Origin of the sequence: Pseudomonas typographi (genome assembly GCF_014694385.1) — a bacterium.
GTDB classification, from domain to species: Bacteria; Pseudomonadota; Gammaproteobacteria; order Pseudomonadales; family Pseudomonadaceae; genus Aquipseudomonas; species Aquipseudomonas typographi.
The window spans coordinates 84,059-102,403 of sequence record NZ_JAAOCA010000018.1 but is presented as its reverse complement, the minus strand read 5'-3'; the positions used below and the strand labels follow the sequence as shown (position 1 = coordinate 102,403).

Sequence of the window (18,345 nt, the reverse complement as noted above, 5' to 3'; positions counted from 1 at the left end):
GGTGATTTGTGCCTTTCAGAACCTGGAGCGCGCCATAGGTTCAATTGTTTCGCCCTTATAACTAATGGATACGTAAGGGTATTTTCATCGCGCTCAAGGCCTTGAAATTGAAAGGCGCGGGCCCCATTTGCTTGTCATCGCGCCGGGTAACCGGTACCGACCCAATAGCCAGAGCCATCCGATCGGAGTGACAAGAGCATGAGCGTGGAAACTCAAAAAGAAACCCTGGGCTTCCAGACAGAGGTGAAGCAACTGCTTCACCTGATGATCCATTCGCTGTATTCGAACAAAGAAATCTTCCTGCGCGAATTGATCTCCAACGCTTCCGACGCCGCCGATAAGCTGCGTTTCGAAGCGTTGGCCAAGCCTGAGCTGCTCGAAGGTGGCGCCGAGCTAAGGATTCGCGTGTCGTTCGACAAGGACGCGCGCACCGTCACCCTTGATGACAACGGCATCGGCATGAGCCGCGATGAAGTGGTCACGCACCTGGGTACCATCGCCAAGTCAGGCACCGCCGACTTCATGAAGAACCTTACGGGCGACCAGAAAAAAGACTCGCACCTGATCGGCCAATTTGGCGTAGGCTTCTACTCGGCGTTCATTGTCGCAGACCAGGTTGACGTCTACACCCGCCGTGCCGGCCTTCCCGCCAGCGAGGCGGTGCACTGGTCGTCGCGCGGCGAGGGTGAGTTCGAGGTCGCGACCATCGACAAGCCCGAGCGCGGTACCCGTATCGTCTTGCACCTGAAGGCCGATGAAACCGAATTCGCCGATGGCTGGCGCCTGCGCAACGTTATCAAGAAGTACTCCGACCATATCGCCCTGCCTATCGAATTGCCCAAGGAGCAGGCGCCCGCCGAGGGCGAAGCTGCACCGGCCGAACCGGAGTGGGAAACCGTCAACCGCGCCAGCGCGTTGTGGACCCGCCCCCGCGCCGAGATCAAGGACGAGGAATACCAAGAGTTCTACAAGCACATCAGCCACGATTTCGAGAACCCGCTGAGCTGGAGCCACAACAAGGTCGAAGGCAAGCTGGAGTACAGCTCGCTTCTGTACGTACCGGCCCGGGCACCGTTCGACCTGTACCAGCGTGAGGCGCCGCGCGGCCTTAAGCTGTATGTTCAGCGCGTGTTCATCATGGACCAGGCCGAATCGTTCCTGCCGCTGTACCTGCGCTTCATCAAGGGTGTGGTCGATTCCAACGACCTGTCGCTGAACGTGTCGCGGGAGATCCTGCAAAAAGACCCGATCATCGATTCGATGAAGTCGGCGTTGACCAAGCGCGTGCTCGACATGCTCGAGAAGCTGGCACAGAACGAGCCGGAGCAATACAAAACCTTTTGGAAGAACTTTGGCCAGGTGCTCAAGGAAGGCCCCGCCGAAGACTTCGCCAACAAGGAAAAGATCGCCGGCCTGTTGCGTTTCGCCTCTACCCAGGATGACAGCGGTGAGCCGACCGTGGGGCTGGCCGAGTACTTGGCGCGTGCCAAGGAAGGGCAGGACAAAATCTATTACCTCACTGGCGAAAGCTACGCCCAGGTCAAGAACAGCCCGCATCTGGAGGTGTTCCGCAAAAAAGGCATCGAGGTGCTGCTGCTGACCGACCGTATCGACGAGTGGCTGATGAGCTACCTCACCGATTTCGACGGCAAGGGCCTGGTCGATGTTGCCCGCGGCGACCTGGACCTGGGTAAGCTCGACAGCGAAGAAGACAAAAAAGCCCAGGAAGAAGTCGCCAAGAGCAAGGAGGGCTTGGTGGAGCGCCTGAAGGGCGCCCTGGAGCAATCCGTGAGCGAAGTGCGGGTGTCTCACCGCCTGACTGACTCGCCCGCGATCCTGGCAATCGGTGAGCAGGACTTGGGCCTGCAGATGCGCCAAATCCTCGAGGCGAGCGGGCAGAAAGTGCCGGATTCCAAGCCGATTTTCGAGTTCAACCCAGCCCACCCGCTGATCGAAAAGCTCGATGCCGAGCCTGACGAAGACCGTTTCAACGATTTCGCCCATATCCTGTTCGACCAGGCCGCCTTGGCGGCGGGTGATAGCCTGAAGGACCCCGCGGCGTATGTGCGCAGGCTGAACAAGCTGCTGATCGAGTTGTCGGTGTAAAACCGCTACGCTAAAGCCCGCTTCGGCGGGCTTTATCTTTTTGAGGTTTTTTAACAGGGGTTAATGAGGAGCAGCCATGAGCGCGATCACCCTAGAATCGCTGGTGTACCAGATCGACGGCACGGCATACGAAAGCCGCTTGGTGTTCGATGCCAATATCAGTTCCCCACGCCCCGGCCTGGTCATGGCGCCTAACTGGATGGGTATTACCGAGGGTGCCGAACGCATTGCGCAAGCGGTGGCATCCCAGGGTTATGTAGTGCTGCTGGCCGACCTGTATGGGCAGGGCGTACGCCCAAGCAGCCCCGGCGAAGCCGTGGCGGCGATGACGCCGCTGAAGAGCGACCGTGCTTTGCTACGCAAGCGTATGAAACAAGCACTGGAACAGTTGAAAGCCCAAAAGAGCGCCAGCGTAGACACGGCCAACCTTGCAGCCTTCGGCTTTTGTTTCGGCGGCGCCTGCGCCTTGGACTTGGCCCGGGCCGGTGCCGAGCTTAAGGCGGCGGTGTCGTTCCATGGCACCCTCGATGCACCGGACCCAGCCGACGCCAAGCGCATTACAGGCTCGGTGTTAGTGCTGCACGGCGAGGCCGACCCTTTGGTGCCCAGGGAGCAGATCCCAGCCTTCATCGATGAAATGAACGCCGCCGGCGTAGACTGGCAGTTGGTCAGCTATGGTGGCGCATACCATTCGTTCACCGACCCCGAAGCCAACAACCCAGGTAAGCAGGTGTACAACAAGAAGGTCGCCGACCGGGCCTTCCAGGCCATGCATAACCTGCTGGCCGAAGTTTTTCAGCCACAGCTGTAAACCGGCCCCTAAAAGAAACGGCGCTGATGCGCCGTTTCTTTTAGGGGTTCAAACGGTCACTTGCCCTGCCAACGCTTGAGTACCAAGGTGGCATTGGTGCCGCCAAAGCCGAAGCTGTTGCTCATCACCGTGTCGACCTTGGCGTTTTCGCGGGTTTCGCGCAGGATCGGCATGTCAGCCACCTCAGCGTCCAACTCGTCGATGTTGGCCGAGCCTGCGATGAAGCCGCCTTCCATCATCAGCATGCAATAGATCGCCTCGTGCACCCCGGCGGCCCCCAACGAGTGACCGGACAGGCTCTTGGTCGAACTGATTGCGGGCGCGTTTTCACCGAACACTGCGCGCACGCCCTTGATTTCCGCGACGTCACCGACCGGGGTGGAGGTGCCGTGGGTATTGAGGTAGTCGATTGGGGTATCGACGGTGGCCAGGGCTTGCTGCATGCAGCGGATGGCGCCTTCGCCACTGGGGGCAACCATGTCGTAGCCATCTGAAGTGGCACCGTAGCCAACGATTTCAGCGTAGATTTTGGCGCCGCGTGCCAAGGCGTGTTCCAGCTCCTCGACCACCACCATGCCGCCGCCGCCGGCGATAACGAAGCCGTCACGCTTGGCATCGTAAGCCCGGGAGGCTTTCGTCGGGGTTTCGTTGTACTGGGTAGACAATGCGCCCATGGCGTCGAACAGGAACGACTGCGACCAATGCTCTTCTTCACCGCCGCCGGCGAAAACGATGTCTTGTTTGCCCATTTGGATCTGTTCCATCGCGGTACCGATGCAGTGCGCGCTGGTGGCGCAGGCCGAGGCGATGGAGTAGTTCAGGCCTTTGATCTTGAACGGGGTGGCCAAGCACGCCGATACGGTGCTGCTCATGGTGCGGGTGACCCGATAGGGGCCGACGCGCTTTACGCCTTTTTCGCGCAAAATGTCCAAGGCTTCCATTTGGTTCAGCGTCGACGCCCCACCGGAGCCGGCGATCAGCCCGGTACGCGGGTTGGATACCTGTTCGGGGGTCAGGCCCGAATCCTCGATCGCCTGTTCCATCGCCAGGTAGGCATAGCCCGCGGCGTGCCCGACAAAGCGAAAGATCTTGCGGTCGATCGCCTCTTCGAGGTTGATGTCGACGGAACCGGACACCTGGCTACGCAGGCCCATTTCTTTGTACTCGGGATTGAAGCGGATGCCCGGGCGGCTTTTGCGCAGGTTTTCGGAAACGGTCTGTTTGTCATTGCCCAAGCAGGAAACGATGCCGAGGCCGGTGATTACGACGCGACGCATGCCTATAACCCTTAGAAGTTTTCAGTGGAGGTGAACACGCCGACTCGCAGGGCTTCGGCGGTGTAGATCTCGCGGCCGTCGACACTGACCGAGCCATCCGCGATGGCCATGTTCAGCTTGCCCTTGAGCACGCGCTTGATATGAATGTTGTAGGTCACCTTCTTGGCCCGGGGCAGCACTTGGCCGAAGAACTTGACCTCGCCCGACCCCAGTGCGCGGCCGCGGCCGGGCAGGCCTTGCCAGCCAAGGAAGAAGCCGACCAACTGCCACATGGCGTCCAGGCCCAGGCAGCCGGGCATCACCGGGTCGCCCTCGAAGTGGCAACCGAAGAACCACAGGTCTGGTTCGATGTCGAGCTCGGCGACCAGTTCACCCTTGCCATACTTGCCCCCTTCGGCACTGATGTGAGTGATCCGGTCGACCATCAGCATGTTTGGGGCGGGCAATTGCGCGTTACCCTGGCCGAACAGCTCACCGCGACTGCAGCGCAGCAGATCTTCCCGAGTAAAGGCGTGTTGTGTGGTCATGCGAGCTCCTCAATAGTCCCCACGGTACAGGGCGAATCGTCTGGCCGGCCGTCCGGTGGCATGTACCTGGCCGTTGTGCACAGTCATAGACTATTGCGTATTGATGAAAGTCACAGTGCCAAGCGCAGACGATGTACACCTGTGCACTGAAATTGTGTCGCCACGCCGCTGCCTGCAACGAGCGACTCCATAGGCCGCAGCACTTTACCACCGTTCGGTGCGTGATTCGACCGTATCCGAACGTTCACGCCAGCCACCTTTGGAGCAGTTGTTGCAGGTCGGCACGTTTGAACGGTTTGGCCAGGTAATCATTCATCCCGGCGGCCAAGCAGGCCTCGCGGTCCCCCAGCAACGCATTCGCGGTGAGGGCAATGATGGGCAAGGCCTTACACCCTGGCAACCGGCGTATTTGCCGGGTGCTTTCGTAGCCATCGACTACCGGTAAGCGGCAATCCATCAATATCGCGGCGTAGTGGCCGTCGCGGACCTGGATCACCGCTTGGGCGCCATCGGTGGCCACGCTCACTTCGTAACCCAGGCTGCGCAGCATGGCCTCGATCACCGTTTGGTTGACGGGGTTGTCTTCCACCAGCAACACATGCTGGTTTTGACCGGCCTGGGCGGGGTTGGTTCGGCCTGTGGCTGCATGCACAGGTGCCGTGGCGACGGGCTGGGCTTGCAGGGCCAGGGGCATCTCTAGGGTGAACACCGAGCCTTGGCCCGGCTCGCTGCGTGCATGCAGGGTGCCGCCCATGCGCTCGGCCAGGGTGCGCGCGATGGGCAGGCCCAGCCCGGTGCCGCCATAGCGGCGGGAAATCGAGCTGTCGGCCTGCTGGAAAGCAATGAACATGCGTTCGAGGGTTTCAGCCGCGATACCGATGCCCGTATCGGCAACCGAACAGGTAAACCAGACCAATTGCCGGTCGAGCACTTGGCACTGGGCCTGGATGCTCACGGCACCTTGCTCGGTGAACTTCAATGCATTGCCGACCAGGTTGACCAGGACCTGCCGGATACGGGTAGGGTCGCCAATCACCTGCCAGCGCTCGAAGTCGTCGGGGAGGTTCACGTCCAGTAGCAGGCCTTGCTGCTGTGCGGTGAGCTGGAACGGGTTGACGCTGTCGCGAATGAGCTCGGCTAGGCCGAATGGAATGTGCTCGATTTCCACATTCGCGCGCTCAATGCGGGAAAAATCGAGGATGTCATTGATCACCTTGAGCAGGTGCTCGGTGGACTGAGTGGCCAGCGTTGCGTATTCATGCTGCTCGTCATTGAGCGGCGTGGTTTCAAGTAATTGCAGCATGCCCAGCACGCCGTTCATTGGTGTGCGTAATTCGTGGCTCATCATGGCCAGGAATTCACTTTTGGCGCTATTGGCGCGCTCGGCTTCTTCGCGGGTCTGGATCAATTGCGCCATGGCTTCGCGCTGCTCAAGGCTGGCTTGCTCCAAGCCTAGCGCCAGGTCGTTGATATGCCGGGCGAGCTCACCCAGTTCACTGCCGGGCTCTTCGGGCAGGGTGGTGCGAAATTCGCCACGGCGGATCGCCTTCACCGCTTCGCTCATGTCACTGATCGGTTGCGACAGGCTGCGCGCCAGGCGGCGGGCCAAAAGGAAGGTCAGCAGAAGGGTGAACAAAGCCAGTACGGCGGCCTTGAGCAGGATCTCCTGCTGGCGCTGGTTGAAGGCGTCGTCGCTCATCCCGACCAGTACCCGGCCGAGGTAGTCATCTTCGTGCAAGGCCTCGCCGCCGGGGCCGCCGGCCTCGTCACTGAGGTAGCGTTGGGCCCGGATCGGCGCCTTGAACAATTCCATCTTTGGCGCGCGCGGCCCTTGGCCGGGCTGTTCGACATATACCAGGGTGTTGCCGTCGCGGTCTTGCACTTCGAGCGAGCGCACGTGGGGGATGCTCAGGGTGGCCCGCAGCAAGCTGTCGAGCACCGCATCGTTGGCCGAGAGCACGCCATACTCGGCTGCCGGTGCCAATTGGTTGGCGATCAGCTGCCCGGTGTGGTTCATCTCCAGGCGCAAGTCCTGGATCCGCACGAACGTGAAGAAGCAGATCAACAGTAATGTCAACAGCAGGGCGGGGCCGAGGCTGATGATATGGGTTCGGGCGTGGATGTCGCCGCGCCACCTGAAACTCATGGAAACAATTCTCCGAAGGCGCGGTCGAGAGGAGGGCGCCGCGCCATGTTACCCGGCTTGCGCCGCTCCGGCCATGCGTGCGGGCCGGCAACACCGCAGCATGGGCGAACAGATGGCTCGGGGCACTGGCCGCGCGGAGCCTGCACCGTATAATGCTTGAATAGCCTCGCAAGAGCGTTCAACGGGATTGACTATGACTGAGCGGCAACCAATTGCGGTGCTGGGTGGCGGCAGCTTCGGCACCGCCGTGGCCAACCTATTGGGCGAGAACGGGCACGCCGTGCGCCAATGGATGCGCGACCCCGAACAGGCGCGCGCGATGCGCGAGCAGGGTGAGAACCCGCGCTACCTCAAGGGTATTCGGCTACACCCGGCGGTGCAGCCGGTGACCGACCTTGTGCATACCCTACAGGGTTCCTCGCTGATTTTCGTGGCACTGCCTTCCAGTGCGCTGCGCGCGGTGCTTGCACCCCATGCCGGCGTGCTGGCGGGGCGCATGTTGGTCAGCCTGACCAAGGGCATCGAGGCTCACACCTTCAAACTGATGAGTGAAATCCTCGGCGAAATCGCCCCGCAGGCGCGCCTGGGCGTGTTGTCGGGGCCTAATCTTGCGCGCGAGATCGCCGAGCACGCACTGACCGCGACCGTGGTGGCCAGCGAGGACGAAGACCTCTGCCGCCAGGTGCAGGCGGCCTTGCACGGGCCTACCTTCAGGGTCTACGCCAGCAGCGACCGCTTCGGTGTCGAACTCGGTGGCGCACTGAAGAACGTCTACGCCATCATGGCCGGGCTCGCTGCGGCCGTGGGCATGGGTGAAAACACCAAGAGCATGCTGATTACCCGCGCCTTGGCCGAGATGACCCGCTTCGCCGTGAGCGAAGGGGCCAACCCCATGACATTCTTGGGCTTGGCGGGGGTCGGCGATTTGATCGTGACCTGCTCCTCGCCCAAGAGCCGCAACTACCAAATTGGCCAGGCGCTTGGCCAGGGGCTGACGTTGGACGAGGCGGTCACCCGCCTGGGCGAAGTCGCCGAAGGGGTGAACACACTCAGGGTTCTCAAGGCAAAGGCCGACGAATTGCAGGTCTATATGCCGCTGGTGGCCGGCTTGCATGCCATTCTGTTCGAAGGGCGCACACTGGCGCAGGTGATCGAATTGCTCATGCGTGCCGAGCCGAAGACCGATGTCGACTTTATTTCTATCGATGGTTTCAAATAACAAGGGGGCGGCATGGCTGATCCACGTGCCACGGGTGAACGCGAAACGATCCTGCTAAGGGTGTTCTGGATGCTGCTCTACCTGCTGGTTTGGCAGGCCGCGCAGATGCTGCTGGGCGTATTGGTGGCGGTGCAGTTGGTGTACCGGCTCATCTACGGGGCGCCCAATGGGCGGATGATGAGCGCGGGCGATAGCTTGAGCCAGTTTCTCGCCCAGATCGGCCGTTTCGGTGCTTTCCATACCGAGCAAAAGCCTTGGCCGTTCGCCGACTGGCCAGCGCCACGCCCACCGGAGGGTGCGCCACCGCATAGGCCGCCGCCCGCGGCCCAGCCCGCGGCGGGCGAGGCGCCCAAGCCATGAGACTATGGATAATGCGCCATGGCGAAGCCCAGGCTCATGCGCCAAGCGATGCCCTGCGCCCACTGAGCGCACGCGGCAAGGCCCAGGCCCTGGAAAGCGCTGCCCAGCTACGTGGGGTGCCACTGGCCGGTATTCTCGCCAGCCCTTATACGCGGGCGCAGCAGACCGCGCTGTTGGTGCAACAGGCGCTGGGCGGGGCGCTGCCGCTGCATACCGTGCCTTGGCTCACGCCTGATACCGACCCGGGCGCTACCTTATGCGGCCTGGAAGGCCAGGCGCTTGGCGAGTGGCTGCTGGTCAGCCACCAACCGTTGGTGGGGTGCCTGCTCGGCCTGCTCGAGCGGGGCGAGCCCGTGGCCTTGCACCCGATGAACACGGCCAGCCTTGCCGAATTGGACGGCGAAGGGGCCTTGGCTGGGCTGATGACGCTGCGCAACCTGTTCCACCCACAACAATGATAAGGAGCTGGGCCCTATGAGCCTATGGCGTGACCCCCCAGACTTAGAAGCCCTCAATGCCAAGCAGCACGGCACTATTGGGCAAGCCCTGGACATCCGCTTCGAACGTTACGACGAACAGTCGTTGACCGCCAGCATGGTGGTCGATGGCCGAACCCGCCAACCCTATGGGTTGTTGCATGGTGGGGCGTCGGTGGTGTTGGCCGAAACGGTGGGTTCATCGGCCAGTTACCTGTGCATCGATACCGAGCGGTTCTACTGCGTGGGCATCGAGGTGAACGCCAACCACTTGCGCGCCGTGCGCAGCGGGCGAGTGACCGCGACCGCTCGGCCGGTGCATATAGGGCGAAGCACACATGTGTGGGATATTCGCCTGGCCGACGACAATGGTACGCTCACCTGTATCTCGCGCCTGACGGTGGCGGTAGTCGCACGGGGCGAAACGCCAGCGGGGCATTGAGGGGCATGGTTAGTTTGGCCACGCGCTGCATTGCTCTGCACACCCCACAGGCCCCTTGAGGGCGCGGCCCGATCGCCCTATGCTCTGGCCGAAGCGGGCGTTGCACAGGCACGCGCGGCGCTCGACAATAACCCGGTATCCCTCAGGCACGCGGGGCGGCGGATGGCCGAAAAGTTGTTTTTTGCGCATGCCAACGGGTTCCCGTCAGGCACCTATGGCAAGTTGTTCCAGGCATTGGCGCCGCAGTACGAGGTCGCCTGCCTGGCGGTGCACGGGCATGACCCGCGCTTTCCTGTGACCGACAATTGGCCGCACTTGGTGCAGGAACTGATTCATCACCTGCAGGCGCAACCGGGCCCGGTTTGGGGGCTGGGGCATTCCTTGGGTGGGGCCCTGCACTTGCACGCCGCACTGTTGCAGCCGGGCTTGTACCGGGGGTTGATTCTACTGGACTCACCCTTGCTGGCCTTCTGGGAACGCTGGGCGGTCCGGCTGGCCAAGCGGCTAGGCCTGATCGATCGTATCACGCCGGCCGGCCGCACCTTGGGGCGGCGCGAGTATTTTGTCGATGTGGCCAGCGCCCGCGCGTATTTTGCCAGCAAGGGCCTGTTTCGCGACTTCGACCCCGACTGCCTGGAGGCTTACCTGCGTCACGGCTTACGGCAGCAGGCCGGGCGCTTGTGCCTGCGCTTCGAGGCCGCTACCGAGATCAGCATCTACCGAAGCGTGCCGCACCGGGTGCCGGCGCCACTGCGCCAGTTGCAACTGCCAGTGGCCTTGGTGCGTGGGGCCCGCAGTGACGTGGTTGCCCCTTACCATGGGCGCTTGGTGCGCAGCCTGCCACGGGGCGAATACCATTGCGTGGCAGGTGGGCATATGTTCCCGCTCGAGCAGCCCCTGCGCACGGCGGGGTTGATCCGTGAGCTGCTCGCGCGCTGGCAAGGGTGCCAGGGCCATGCCAGCCTGGCGGCCAGCTAACATGGCCATGCTGCAGCCGGTTTGCCTGGCGTTGCCCCATATAGACCTGGCCGGTTACTTCAGCGGGCCCCGCGACGGCGCGCCGGCGATTTCGTTGCATGGTTGGCTCGACAACGCCGGCAGTTTCGCGCGTTTGGCGCCGCGGCTCGAAGGGCTACGTGTGTTGCATCTCGACTTGGCCGGGCATGGCTTATCAGGGCATCGTGCGGCGGGCGCCGGCTACCCGTTGTGGGCCTATGCCGAGGATACACTGCAGGTGGCCGAGCACTTGGGGTGGCAGCGCTTTAGCCTGATCGGCCATTCGCTGGGGGCGATCATCAGTGTGCAATTGGCCGCTGCCTGCCCGGAACGTGTCGAGCGCCTGGCATTGATCGACGGCTTGCTGCCCCCCACCGAAGCGCCCGAGCATGGCCCCGCGCGGCTTGGCCAAGCGCTGCGTGAACGGCTGGCATTGGCGAACAAACGCAAGCCCCTGTACGCCCACCGCGAACGCGCCATCGAAGCGCGCATGCGTGGGCGCCTGGCGGTCAGCCGTGGCGCTTCCGAATTGTTGGCCGAGCGCGGCTTGGTCAGCGTGGAGGGCGGCTACACCTGGCGCAGCGATAGCCGTTTGATGTTAGCCTCGCCAGTGCGGCTGACCTTGGACCAGGCGCTCGCTCATGCCGGCGCGCTGACCTGCCCAGCCTTGCTGATGCTGGCCGAGCGCGGCATTCTCAGGGACCACCGGGCAGTGCTGGCCGGGTTGCCACTGCAACAGGTGACACTGGCGGGCGGTCACCATTTGCACATCGATGACGACGTGGGCGCTCAGCTTGTTGCAGACTGTATCAATCGTTTCTTCGCGTTTTCTTGACTTGGGCAGGGCAACTGCAGAGGCTTGGCGGCCTGTAGAGGAGAACGCCATGCTGTTGATTGCCGCCACCGCCATGCAAACCGGTGCCAGATGGATTTTTGGTGCTGCGCGTGGGCGCCTGCTGGCGGCGCTGTGCCTGTTTGCCTTGGCCGCTACCGGCCAGGCCCAGCCAGCGCTGGAAACCTTGATGCAGCAGGCCGATGCGCGTGTAGTAGAGCAACGCCCGCCCGCCGAGGCAGAGCGCCGTTATCCGCTGGGGGCACTGCGCAAAATCAGCGGCCGGTTACGTATGGAGGGCCGTATAGAGGCCCGCGGTGTGGTGAGCACGGTGACCTATGAGCTGCCCCCGGAGCGCTCGGTGGCATCGACCTTCAGCCAGGCCCGTGATGGGCTGCGCGACCCACAGGCGCAGGTATTGTTCTGGTGCCAGGGCCGCGATTGCGGTGAGAGCAGCCTATGGGCCAATGAAGTATTCGGCAATGCCCGCCTGCTCGGTGCCGACGACCAGCAAGCTTTCCTGCTGGTGCGCCAGGACGCCCGAACTCTACTGGCTGTGTACACCGTTATCCGCGGCAACCGCCGCGTGGCGCTACACCTGGAACAGTTCGAGGCGGATCAACCCCTGGGCACCGTATTGCCTACCCCCGCGACGCTGCTGCGCGAGTTGCGCGAAACCGGTACCCTTCAGTTCGCCCAACTGGCCAATGGCCCCGATGCGCAATGGGCCAGTGTAATCGCCCGCGCGCTGAACCTGGACAGCGCGTTGCGCGTGAGTGTGAACGGCGCACAGGCCCAGGCCTGGTGCGACGCCCTGCAAGCCGAAGGCGTGCGCGCGGCGCGCTTGCAGAGCATAGAACGAGTGGGCGCGCTGGAACTCCAATGGCTGCGCTGACCTACGTCCAAGGATGCCCCCGATGATCAATACCGATCGCTTGCTGGTGCAGGTGCTCTTGCTGCTGTTGTTGGTCGCCTGTGTATGGGTGATGTTGCCCTTTGCCTCAGCGCTGCTATGGGGGGCGATCCTGGCCTACGCCAGTTGGCCGCTGATGCGCGGGCTGACACGCCTGCTGCGGGGGCATGCGACACTGGCCGCGGCAGTACTGACATTGGGCTGGGCGTTGTTGGTATTACTGCCCCTGATATGGCTGGGCTTCAACCTCGTCGACCACGTGCGGGATGCCACGGCGCTTATCCGCGACGTGCAGGTCGACGGCTTGCCCGCTGCGCCGGCATGGCTTGGCCAGGTGCCATTGTTCGGTGATCGCCTGGTGACGTGGTGGAACACCCTCGACCAGCAAGGCGCGGCGATGTTGCAGTCGCTGAAGCCCCATATGGGGCAGTTGGCCAATTGGCTGCTGGCGCGCAGTGCCCAGCTCGGCGGCGGCGTGCTGGAGCTGACCCTGAGCTTGGTGTTCGTGTTCTTCTTCTACCGTGATGGGCCGCGGGTGGAGGCGTTCGTATTGAGCCTACTGCAGCGGCTGATCGGTGCGCGTGCCGATTATTACCTGCAACTGGTGGCCGGGACGGTACAGCGTGTGGTCAATGGGGTAATCGGCACCGCTGCGGCGCAGGCGGCCTTGGCGTTAATCGGCTTTTTGATCGCCGGTGTGCCGGGGGCGCTGGTATTGGGGATCTTTACGTTCCTGCTCAGCCTGGTGCCGATGGGGCCACCGCTGGCATGGATTCCAGCCACCCTTTGGCTGTTTTGGAAAGGCTCCTGGGGGATGGGTATCTTTCTGGCGATTTGGGGTACGTTCGTGGTCAGTGGCGTCGACAACGTGCTCAAACCCTACCTGATCAGCCGTGGTGGTGACCTGCCGTTGGTGATCGTATTGCTGGGGGTGTTTGGTGGGCTATTAGCGTTCGGCTTCATTGGGCTATTCATTGGCCCCACGCTGCTGGCGGTCGCCTATAGCCTGCTCACCGATTGGGCGCGGGGGCAGGGTGTGAAGGCCCCCTGACCCCGCGCGTGGCGCGGCGGCACCGGGTTAAACCGCCGTACTGATGGTGCTACCGCTGGCGCTGCTGGCCGTGCCGTATTGCTTGCTGAGGTTGGCAATCATCCGCTGCAGCGCCTCGGCAGCCTGTTGCTGGCTGCTGCTTTGGGTGCTATCGGAGGCTTGCACGCTCTCATCGCGGGTGCCAGCGCTGTCGGCCTGGTCGGTTGGCAGCGGTGGCATCAACGCGGCGGCCAGTTCGCTTTCACTGACGCTACCCTCGTCGTCGCTGTCCAACGAGCTCAGCCATTCACTGGCTTGGTCGCTGCTGCTGGCCAAGCTGGTGCTTAATGCGCTGCTGAGCTCATCGCTGCTGATTTCACCGTTGCCGTCGCTGTCCAGGGTGGTGAACAGGTCATCCACCGAGGCTTTGCCGGCCGTTGGCGGCGGCGGGGCCATCGCCGAAAACTCGTCCAAGCTCAGGCCGTCGTCTGAATCGCTGTCTAGGTCGCTGAAGCTTTGGCTAAGGCTGACCAACACCCCTTGTTTACCGGTGTCACCGCTTTGCTCAGCGCTGTCCAGGGCAGTGGTCAGCTCACTGCTGCTGACTTCACCATCGCCATCGGTATCAAGCGCGGTGAGTAATTTTTTCTGAAACGAGTCATCGCTGGAAGGGGCCGAGGTACTGCTGCTCGAACGGGTGAAATAATCGCCCGAGGAACCACTGACGCCACTGATCATGGGGTTGCTCCTGTGTGGTGCCTGCGCAATTCCGAGGCATTTGGGACGCTGGGGTGGTGTCTCAGAAGTTGGCTGCCCCTTTTGAGGGTGCCTTTTGCTGCCGGGCCGTATTGCCGGCTGCTATGGCTGGCGATGGCGCAATGCCCGGCAACATATCCGGCGTCAATGCTGATGCGAACTTCTGGGCCATCAGCTTGGCGAACAGTGGTATCGGTGGTATGTGGCCTTTGTAACCGCGGTTATACCTTGGGCAGGCGCGGTATGCGGGCCGTGGCGGTGAGCCCGCCCCCTGGGGTTTTCTCCAGGGCCAGCGAACCGCCCAGCCGCAGCGCGGCTTCACGGGCAATGGTCATGCCCAGGCCTACGCCGCCGGAATTGCGATTGCGCGAACCTTCCAAGCGGTAGAACGGCTCGAATACGGTTTCAAGCTTGTCGGCACTGATGCCTGGGCCATGGTCGATCACCCGTATGACCAATTCGCCGGTGCTGTCTTCCAGCGATACCGTGGTGGGGCCAGCATAGCGCAGGGCATTGTCGAGCAGGTTCGTCACGCATGAACGCAACGCCATCGGTTGGGTGTATAGCGGCGCGCACTGGCCTTGCGCCTGGGCCGGGCTACCGTTCTCTTGGGCGTTTTCGCATAATGACTCGACCAGCGCCTGCACGTCGTACCATTGCAGCGCTTCGCTGGTACGTTGCTCGTGCAGGTAGGTCAGGGTGGCATCGAGCATGCCGATCATGTCATCCAGGTCTTGGCGCATCTGGTTCTGCAGTTTTTCCTCCGACACCTGCTCCAACCGTAGCTTAAGCCGTGATAGTGGCGTGCGCAGGTCGTGGGATACCGCCCCGAGCATGCGCGCACGTTGTTGTACTTGCTCACGGATGCGCCGCTGCATGCGGTTGAAGGTTTGCGCGGCCTGGCGCGCTTCGCGCGGGCCCAAGTCTTCTTCCATCGGCGCGCTGTCGAGGTTCTCCGACAGCCGCTCGGCCGCCTCGCTGAACCGGCGGATGGGCCTGGACAGCAACTTGGCACCGTACCAGGCCGCCGCCACCAGCGTAACCAGTTGGAACAGAAATGGCACCACGGGCCCGCCAAAAAACGAGCGCTCCGGTGGGCCGGGAAAGTGCTTTGGCCCGGCGGTGGGCGGGGTACCTTCGAAGGCCTCGCCTAGGCCGGGGTCGTCCAGGCGCTGCTCGCCCATTGGATACCCTGGCGGCGGTGGTGGCGGCGGCGCCCCATACTGCTGGAACCATAAGAACGCCAGCCCATGTGCGAGCACGATGGCCACCAACGATACACCGAACAGGCGGGCGAACAGCGTATCGGCACTGCGCATCAACCGATGTCCCGGGCGTCGAACAAGTAGCCTTCACCGCGTACCGTTTTGATCAGGGCCGGGGCTTTTGGGTCGTCGCCAAGCTTTTGCCGCAGCCGTGAAACCAGCAAGTCAATGCTGCGATCAAACGCCTCTATGGACCGGCCCCTGGCTGCATCGAGCAGTTGCTCGCGGCTCAGTACCCGCCGTGGGCGTTCCAGGAATACCCAAAGCAGGCGGAATTCGGCGTTGGACAAGGGCACCACTAGGCCTTCGAGCGATACCAATTGGCGCAGCACGCTGTTCAGCCGCCAATTATCGAAGCGGATGTTGCCGCGCGGGTCGCCGCGATCATCGCGTACCCGGCGCAAGACGGTTTGGATCCGGGCTACCAATTCGCGAGGTTCAAAGGGTTTGGCCATGTAGTCATCGGCGCCCAGTTCCAAGCCGATGATGCGGTCGGTAGGCTCGCAGCGGGCGGTCAGCATCAGTATCGGGATGTCGGATTCGGCACGCAGTTGCCGGCACAGTGCCAAACCGTCCTCGCCGGGCAGCATCAGGTCGAGCACTACCACGTCGTAGGTGTCCTGTTGCATGGCTTCGCGCATTTCTACACCATCGCTCACACCATGCCCCCGAATGCCGAAACGCGCGAGGTAGTCAATCAACAGTTCGCGGATCGGCACATCGTCATCGACGATCAGCGCGCGAGTGTTCCAGCGTTTTTCATCCTCGAGCGTGCCATTGGCATCGCCGGCAGTAGTCGTTTGCATGCGTAGGTCATCTAGCCGAGTGGGCGCCTGGTAGCGATTTGTAGAAAGGATAGGCCCATGGCGGCATAGCCGAAAGGGCATTGATCAGGCCAGGCTACCAAGCAAAGGTGTTGCGGGAATTTCCTTAATGTATCGGCCAAGATACAAAAACCGAGAATCACTTCATAAAGGGTCGAAGGCAACCGCCCCGGTGGCCTCACCGTTTCCGCGCTAAGCACTTTTTATAGCGGCAACGTCATTGCCGGGCGATAACGTTGCCGGCATGTAAGCCGCATTCCTTCTGGGTGGCTTCTTCCCACCACCAACGCCCCTCACGTTCGTGCTGGCGTGGCAGCACTGGGCGCGTGCACGGTTCGCAGCCGATGCTGATGAACCCGCGCTCATGCAGGCTGTTGTAGGGCAGTTCGAGCATACGGATGTACATCCACACCTCTTCGCTGCTCATCTGCGCCAAGGGGTTGAATTTGTACAAAGGGCGTTCGGGGGTAGAGAAAGCCCCGTCGAGTTCTACCGCGGCCACGTGGCTGCGCGTGCCGGGGCTTTGGTCGCGGCGCTGGCCGGTGGCCCAAGCGGTCACGGTGGCTAACTTCTTGCGCAATGGGGCGATCTTGCGGATGCCGCAGCATTCACCATGGCCGTCCTTATAAAAGCTGAACAAGCCTTTTTCCTTGACCATTGCTTGCAATGGCGTCGGCTCCGGCGACAGCACCTCGATAGCAATGCCGTAATGCTCACGTACCTGCTCGATGAAACGATAAGTTTCGGCGTGCAACCGGCCAGTGTCCAGGCTGAATACCTTCACGTTCGGGTTCAGTTTCCAGGCCATGTCTACCAGCACCACGTCTTCGGCACCGCTGAACGATACCCATAGTTCATCACCGAAATGCTCGAAGGCGAGTTTCAGAATGTCCTGGGGTGACTGGCCCGCATAGGCCGCCGCGGTTTCGGCGACATCGAAGGGGTGGCTCATCAGACGGTTTTCCTGGTGGCTATGGCGCTTTGGCGCTCGAATGAGGTAAATGGTAACAAAAAGTCAGCCCGGCAGCTCGGCCAGGGCCTCCAGCAACACCTGTACTTTATAAAACGATTCGTCGAATTCGGCTTGGCAATTGGAGTCGGCCACCACCGCGCCGCCGCCCCAGCAATGGATGCGCTCGCCTTTGACGAGCAGCGTGCGGATGGCGATGGAGCTGTCCATTTCACCACGCACGTCGAGGTAAAGCAGCGAGCCGCAGTAGATGGCCCGTGGGCTCGGCTCGACCTCGTCGATGATTTGCATGGCGCGGATCTTCGGCGCGCCGGTGATCGAGCCGCCGGGGAAGCTGCCGGCCAGCAGGTCCAGGGCATCCTTGCCCGTGGCCAGCTCGCCCTCGACGCTGCTGACCATATGGTGAACGTTAGGGTAGCTCTCCAACGCGAACAGTTCGGGTACCCTCACGCTGCCGACCCGGCAGTTACGCCCCAGGTCATTGCGCAGCAAGTCGACGATCATCAGGTTTTCGGCCCGGTCTTTGGGGCTGGCCAACAATTGCTCGGCATAGGCATGGTCCTCGGCTGGGGTGTGGCCGCGGGGGCGCGTGCCCTTGATCGGGCGCGCCTCCACCCGCCGGCCATGCACGGCGATGAAGCGCTCCGGCGAATGGCTGAGCAGGGTGATGCCGCCTGCCAGGTGCAGGTATCCCGAAAACGGTACTGGGCACACTTGGCGCAGGTGCTGGTAAGCCACCCATGGGTCGCCCTGGCATTGGCCACTGAAACGGCGGGTGAGGTTGACCTGGTAGCAATCGCCGGCAGCGATATACGCCTGTACCTGTTCGAAGGCCTGCCGGTACTGTGTGGCATCCACATCGCTGGCCAGCGCAGCGGTCAAGTGGAAGCGAGCAGGTGCAGGCGCGGCCGGGCTTTGAAACAGCTCGGCCAGGCGCTTGCCTTCGGCCGCGGGCAACGCTGGGTGCAGTACAAGGGTACTGCTGCGGGCGTGATGGTCGCTGATCAGTGCCCAGGCGTACAGCCCCAAGGTGGCGCTGGGTAGTTGTAGGTCGTCGGGGTTGGGCTGGGGCAGCGGCGCCAGGTGGCGCCCGAAGTCGTATGCCAGGTAGCCAATCAGGCCGCCGGCAAACGGCAGAGGGTTACCGCTGGGCAGTTCGGCGGGGCCGAGGCTGGCCAGGGCTTGGCGCGCGCGTTCGAAAAAAACCTCGCCATGCTCCTGGGGCCCTGGTTGCAGGGTTGCCAGCGGCCAAGCGCTGAGCAGGTCGAAGCGGCCGCGGCCGGCATGGGGGCGGCCGCTATCGAGTAACACGGCCCCAGGCGCTTGGCGAATACGGTCGAAATAGCGGGCCGGGTCAGCTTGATAAGGCAAGGCAAGGAGGGTGCAAAAAGGCAT

At 62.5% G+C, this 18,345-nt stretch carries 18 protein-coding genes; 10 read left to right on the top strand and 8 right to left on the bottom strand.

What is annotated here, in order from left to right:
* The first annotated feature begins 198 nt into the window (after positions 1–198).
* Together htpG and HAQ05_RS15360 are read left to right on the top strand one after the other, a co-directional pair.
* On the top strand, positions 199–2,106 hold the full coding sequence (gene htpG, locus HAQ05_RS15365) for a molecular chaperone HtpG (protein ID WP_190422097.1): 1,908 nt from the start codon (positions 199–201) through the stop codon (positions 2,104–2,106).
* 76 nt (positions 2,107–2,182) lie between these two features.
* A complete protein-coding gene (locus HAQ05_RS15360) occupies positions 2,183–2,917 on the top strand; it encodes a dienelactone hydrolase family protein (RefSeq protein WP_190422094.1) in 735 nt (244 codons plus the stop codon).
* Positions 2,918–2,973: 56 nt separating this feature from the next.
* Here HAQ05_RS15360 and fabB read toward each other — a convergent pair whose 3' ends face one another.
* The 3 genes from fabB to HAQ05_RS15345 form a co-directional block, all read right to left on the bottom strand.
* Positions 2,974–4,194, bottom strand: a complete 1,221-nt coding sequence (gene fabB, locus HAQ05_RS15355) for a beta-ketoacyl-ACP synthase I (RefSeq protein WP_190422092.1) — start codon at positions 4,192–4,194, stop codon at positions 2,974–2,976.
* An 11-nt stretch (positions 4,195–4,205) separates the two neighbouring features.
* Positions 4,206–4,721, bottom strand: coding sequence for a 3-hydroxyacyl-[acyl-carrier-protein] dehydratase FabA (gene fabA, locus HAQ05_RS15350; RefSeq protein WP_190422090.1), 516 nt, complete (start codon positions 4,719–4,721; stop codon positions 4,206–4,208).
* 244 nt (positions 4,722–4,965) lie between these two features.
* Positions 4,966–6,867: an ATP-binding protein gene (locus HAQ05_RS15345; protein ID WP_190422088.1), complete on the bottom strand. Its 1,902-nt coding sequence runs from the start codon at positions 6,865–6,867 to the stop codon at positions 4,966–4,968.
* A gap of 193 nt (positions 6,868–7,060) precedes the next feature.
* On the opposite strand from HAQ05_RS15345, the gene HAQ05_RS15340 reads away from it, so the two are divergent.
* The 8 genes from HAQ05_RS15340 (at position 7,061) to HAQ05_RS15305 (ending at position 13,156) form a co-directional block, all read left to right on the top strand.
* Complete coding sequence (locus tag HAQ05_RS15340) at positions 7,061–8,086, top strand: NAD(P)H-dependent glycerol-3-phosphate dehydrogenase (protein WP_190422086.1); 1,026 nt, start codon at positions 7,061–7,063, stop codon at positions 8,084–8,086.
* Between the two features lie 12 nt (positions 8,087–8,098).
* The gene (locus HAQ05_RS15335; RefSeq protein ID WP_190422084.1) at positions 8,099–8,446 is read left to right on the top strand and encodes a DUF4389 domain-containing protein; all 348 of its coding nucleotides are present in this window, start codon (positions 8,099–8,101) and stop codon (positions 8,444–8,446) included.
* Positions 8,443–8,904 carry a phosphohistidine phosphatase SixA gene (gene sixA, locus HAQ05_RS15330; protein ID WP_190422083.1) on the top strand — a complete coding sequence of 154 codons (462 nt, stop codon included), beginning with the start codon at positions 8,443–8,445 and terminating at the stop codon, positions 8,902–8,904. The genes HAQ05_RS15335 and sixA overlap by 4 nt, the downstream gene beginning before the upstream one ends.
* Before the next feature lie 16 nt (positions 8,905–8,920).
* On the top strand, positions 8,921–9,364 hold the full coding sequence (locus HAQ05_RS15325; RefSeq protein ID WP_190422080.1) for a hotdog fold thioesterase: 444 nt from the start codon (positions 8,921–8,923) through the stop codon (positions 9,362–9,364).
* A gap of 162 nt (positions 9,365–9,526) precedes the next feature.
* The gene (locus HAQ05_RS15320) at positions 9,527–10,342 is read left to right on the top strand and encodes an alpha/beta fold hydrolase (protein ID WP_190422078.1); all 816 of its coding nucleotides are present in this window, start codon (positions 9,527–9,529) and stop codon (positions 10,340–10,342) included.
* A 1-nt stretch (position 10,343) separates the two neighbouring features.
* Positions 10,344–11,195, top strand: coding sequence for an alpha/beta hydrolase (locus tag HAQ05_RS15315; RefSeq protein WP_190422076.1), 852 nt, complete (start codon positions 10,344–10,346; stop codon positions 11,193–11,195).
* A gap of 73 nt (positions 11,196–11,268) precedes the next feature.
* Positions 11,269–12,087: a DUF4892 domain-containing protein gene (locus tag HAQ05_RS15310; protein WP_190422135.1), complete on the top strand. Its 819-nt coding sequence runs from the start codon at positions 11,269–11,271 to the stop codon at positions 12,085–12,087.
* A gap of 22 nt (positions 12,088–12,109) precedes the next feature.
* Positions 12,110–13,156 (top strand): AI-2E family transporter, encoded by a 1,047-nt coding sequence (locus tag HAQ05_RS15305; protein ID WP_190422074.1) that lies wholly within the window; start codon positions 12,110–12,112, stop codon positions 13,154–13,156.
* A gap of 27 nt (positions 13,157–13,183) precedes the next feature.
* Here the strand turns inward: HAQ05_RS15305 and xopAW are convergent, their stop codons facing one another.
* The 5 genes from xopAW to pabB all read right to left on the bottom strand — a co-directional run bounded on the left by xopAW (position 13,184) and on the right by pabB (position 18,345).
* Complete coding sequence (xopAW, locus tag HAQ05_RS15300; protein ID WP_190422072.1) at positions 13,184–13,873, bottom strand: EF-hand domain-containing protein; 690 nt, start codon at positions 13,871–13,873, stop codon at positions 13,184–13,186.
* A 239-nt stretch (positions 13,874–14,112) separates the two neighbouring features.
* On the bottom strand, positions 14,113–15,210 hold the full coding sequence (locus tag HAQ05_RS15295) for a sensor histidine kinase (protein ID WP_190422070.1): 1,098 nt from the start codon (positions 15,208–15,210) through the stop codon (positions 14,113–14,115).
* Positions 15,210–15,962 carry a response regulator gene (locus HAQ05_RS15290; protein ID WP_190422068.1) on the bottom strand — a complete coding sequence of 251 codons (753 nt, stop codon included), beginning with the start codon at positions 15,960–15,962 and terminating at the stop codon, positions 15,210–15,212. Before HAQ05_RS15290 ends, HAQ05_RS15295 begins: the two co-directional genes overlap by 1 nt.
* 235 nt (positions 15,963–16,197) lie before the next feature.
* Entirely contained in the window at positions 16,198–16,932 is a 735-nt protein-coding gene (locus tag HAQ05_RS15285) for a phosphoadenylyl-sulfate reductase (RefSeq protein ID WP_190422066.1), read from the bottom strand.
* A 63-nt stretch (positions 16,933–16,995) separates the two neighbouring features.
* Positions 16,996–18,345: an aminodeoxychorismate synthase component I gene (pabB, locus tag HAQ05_RS15280; protein ID WP_190422064.1), complete on the bottom strand. Its 1,350-nt coding sequence runs from the start codon at positions 18,343–18,345 to the stop codon at positions 16,996–16,998.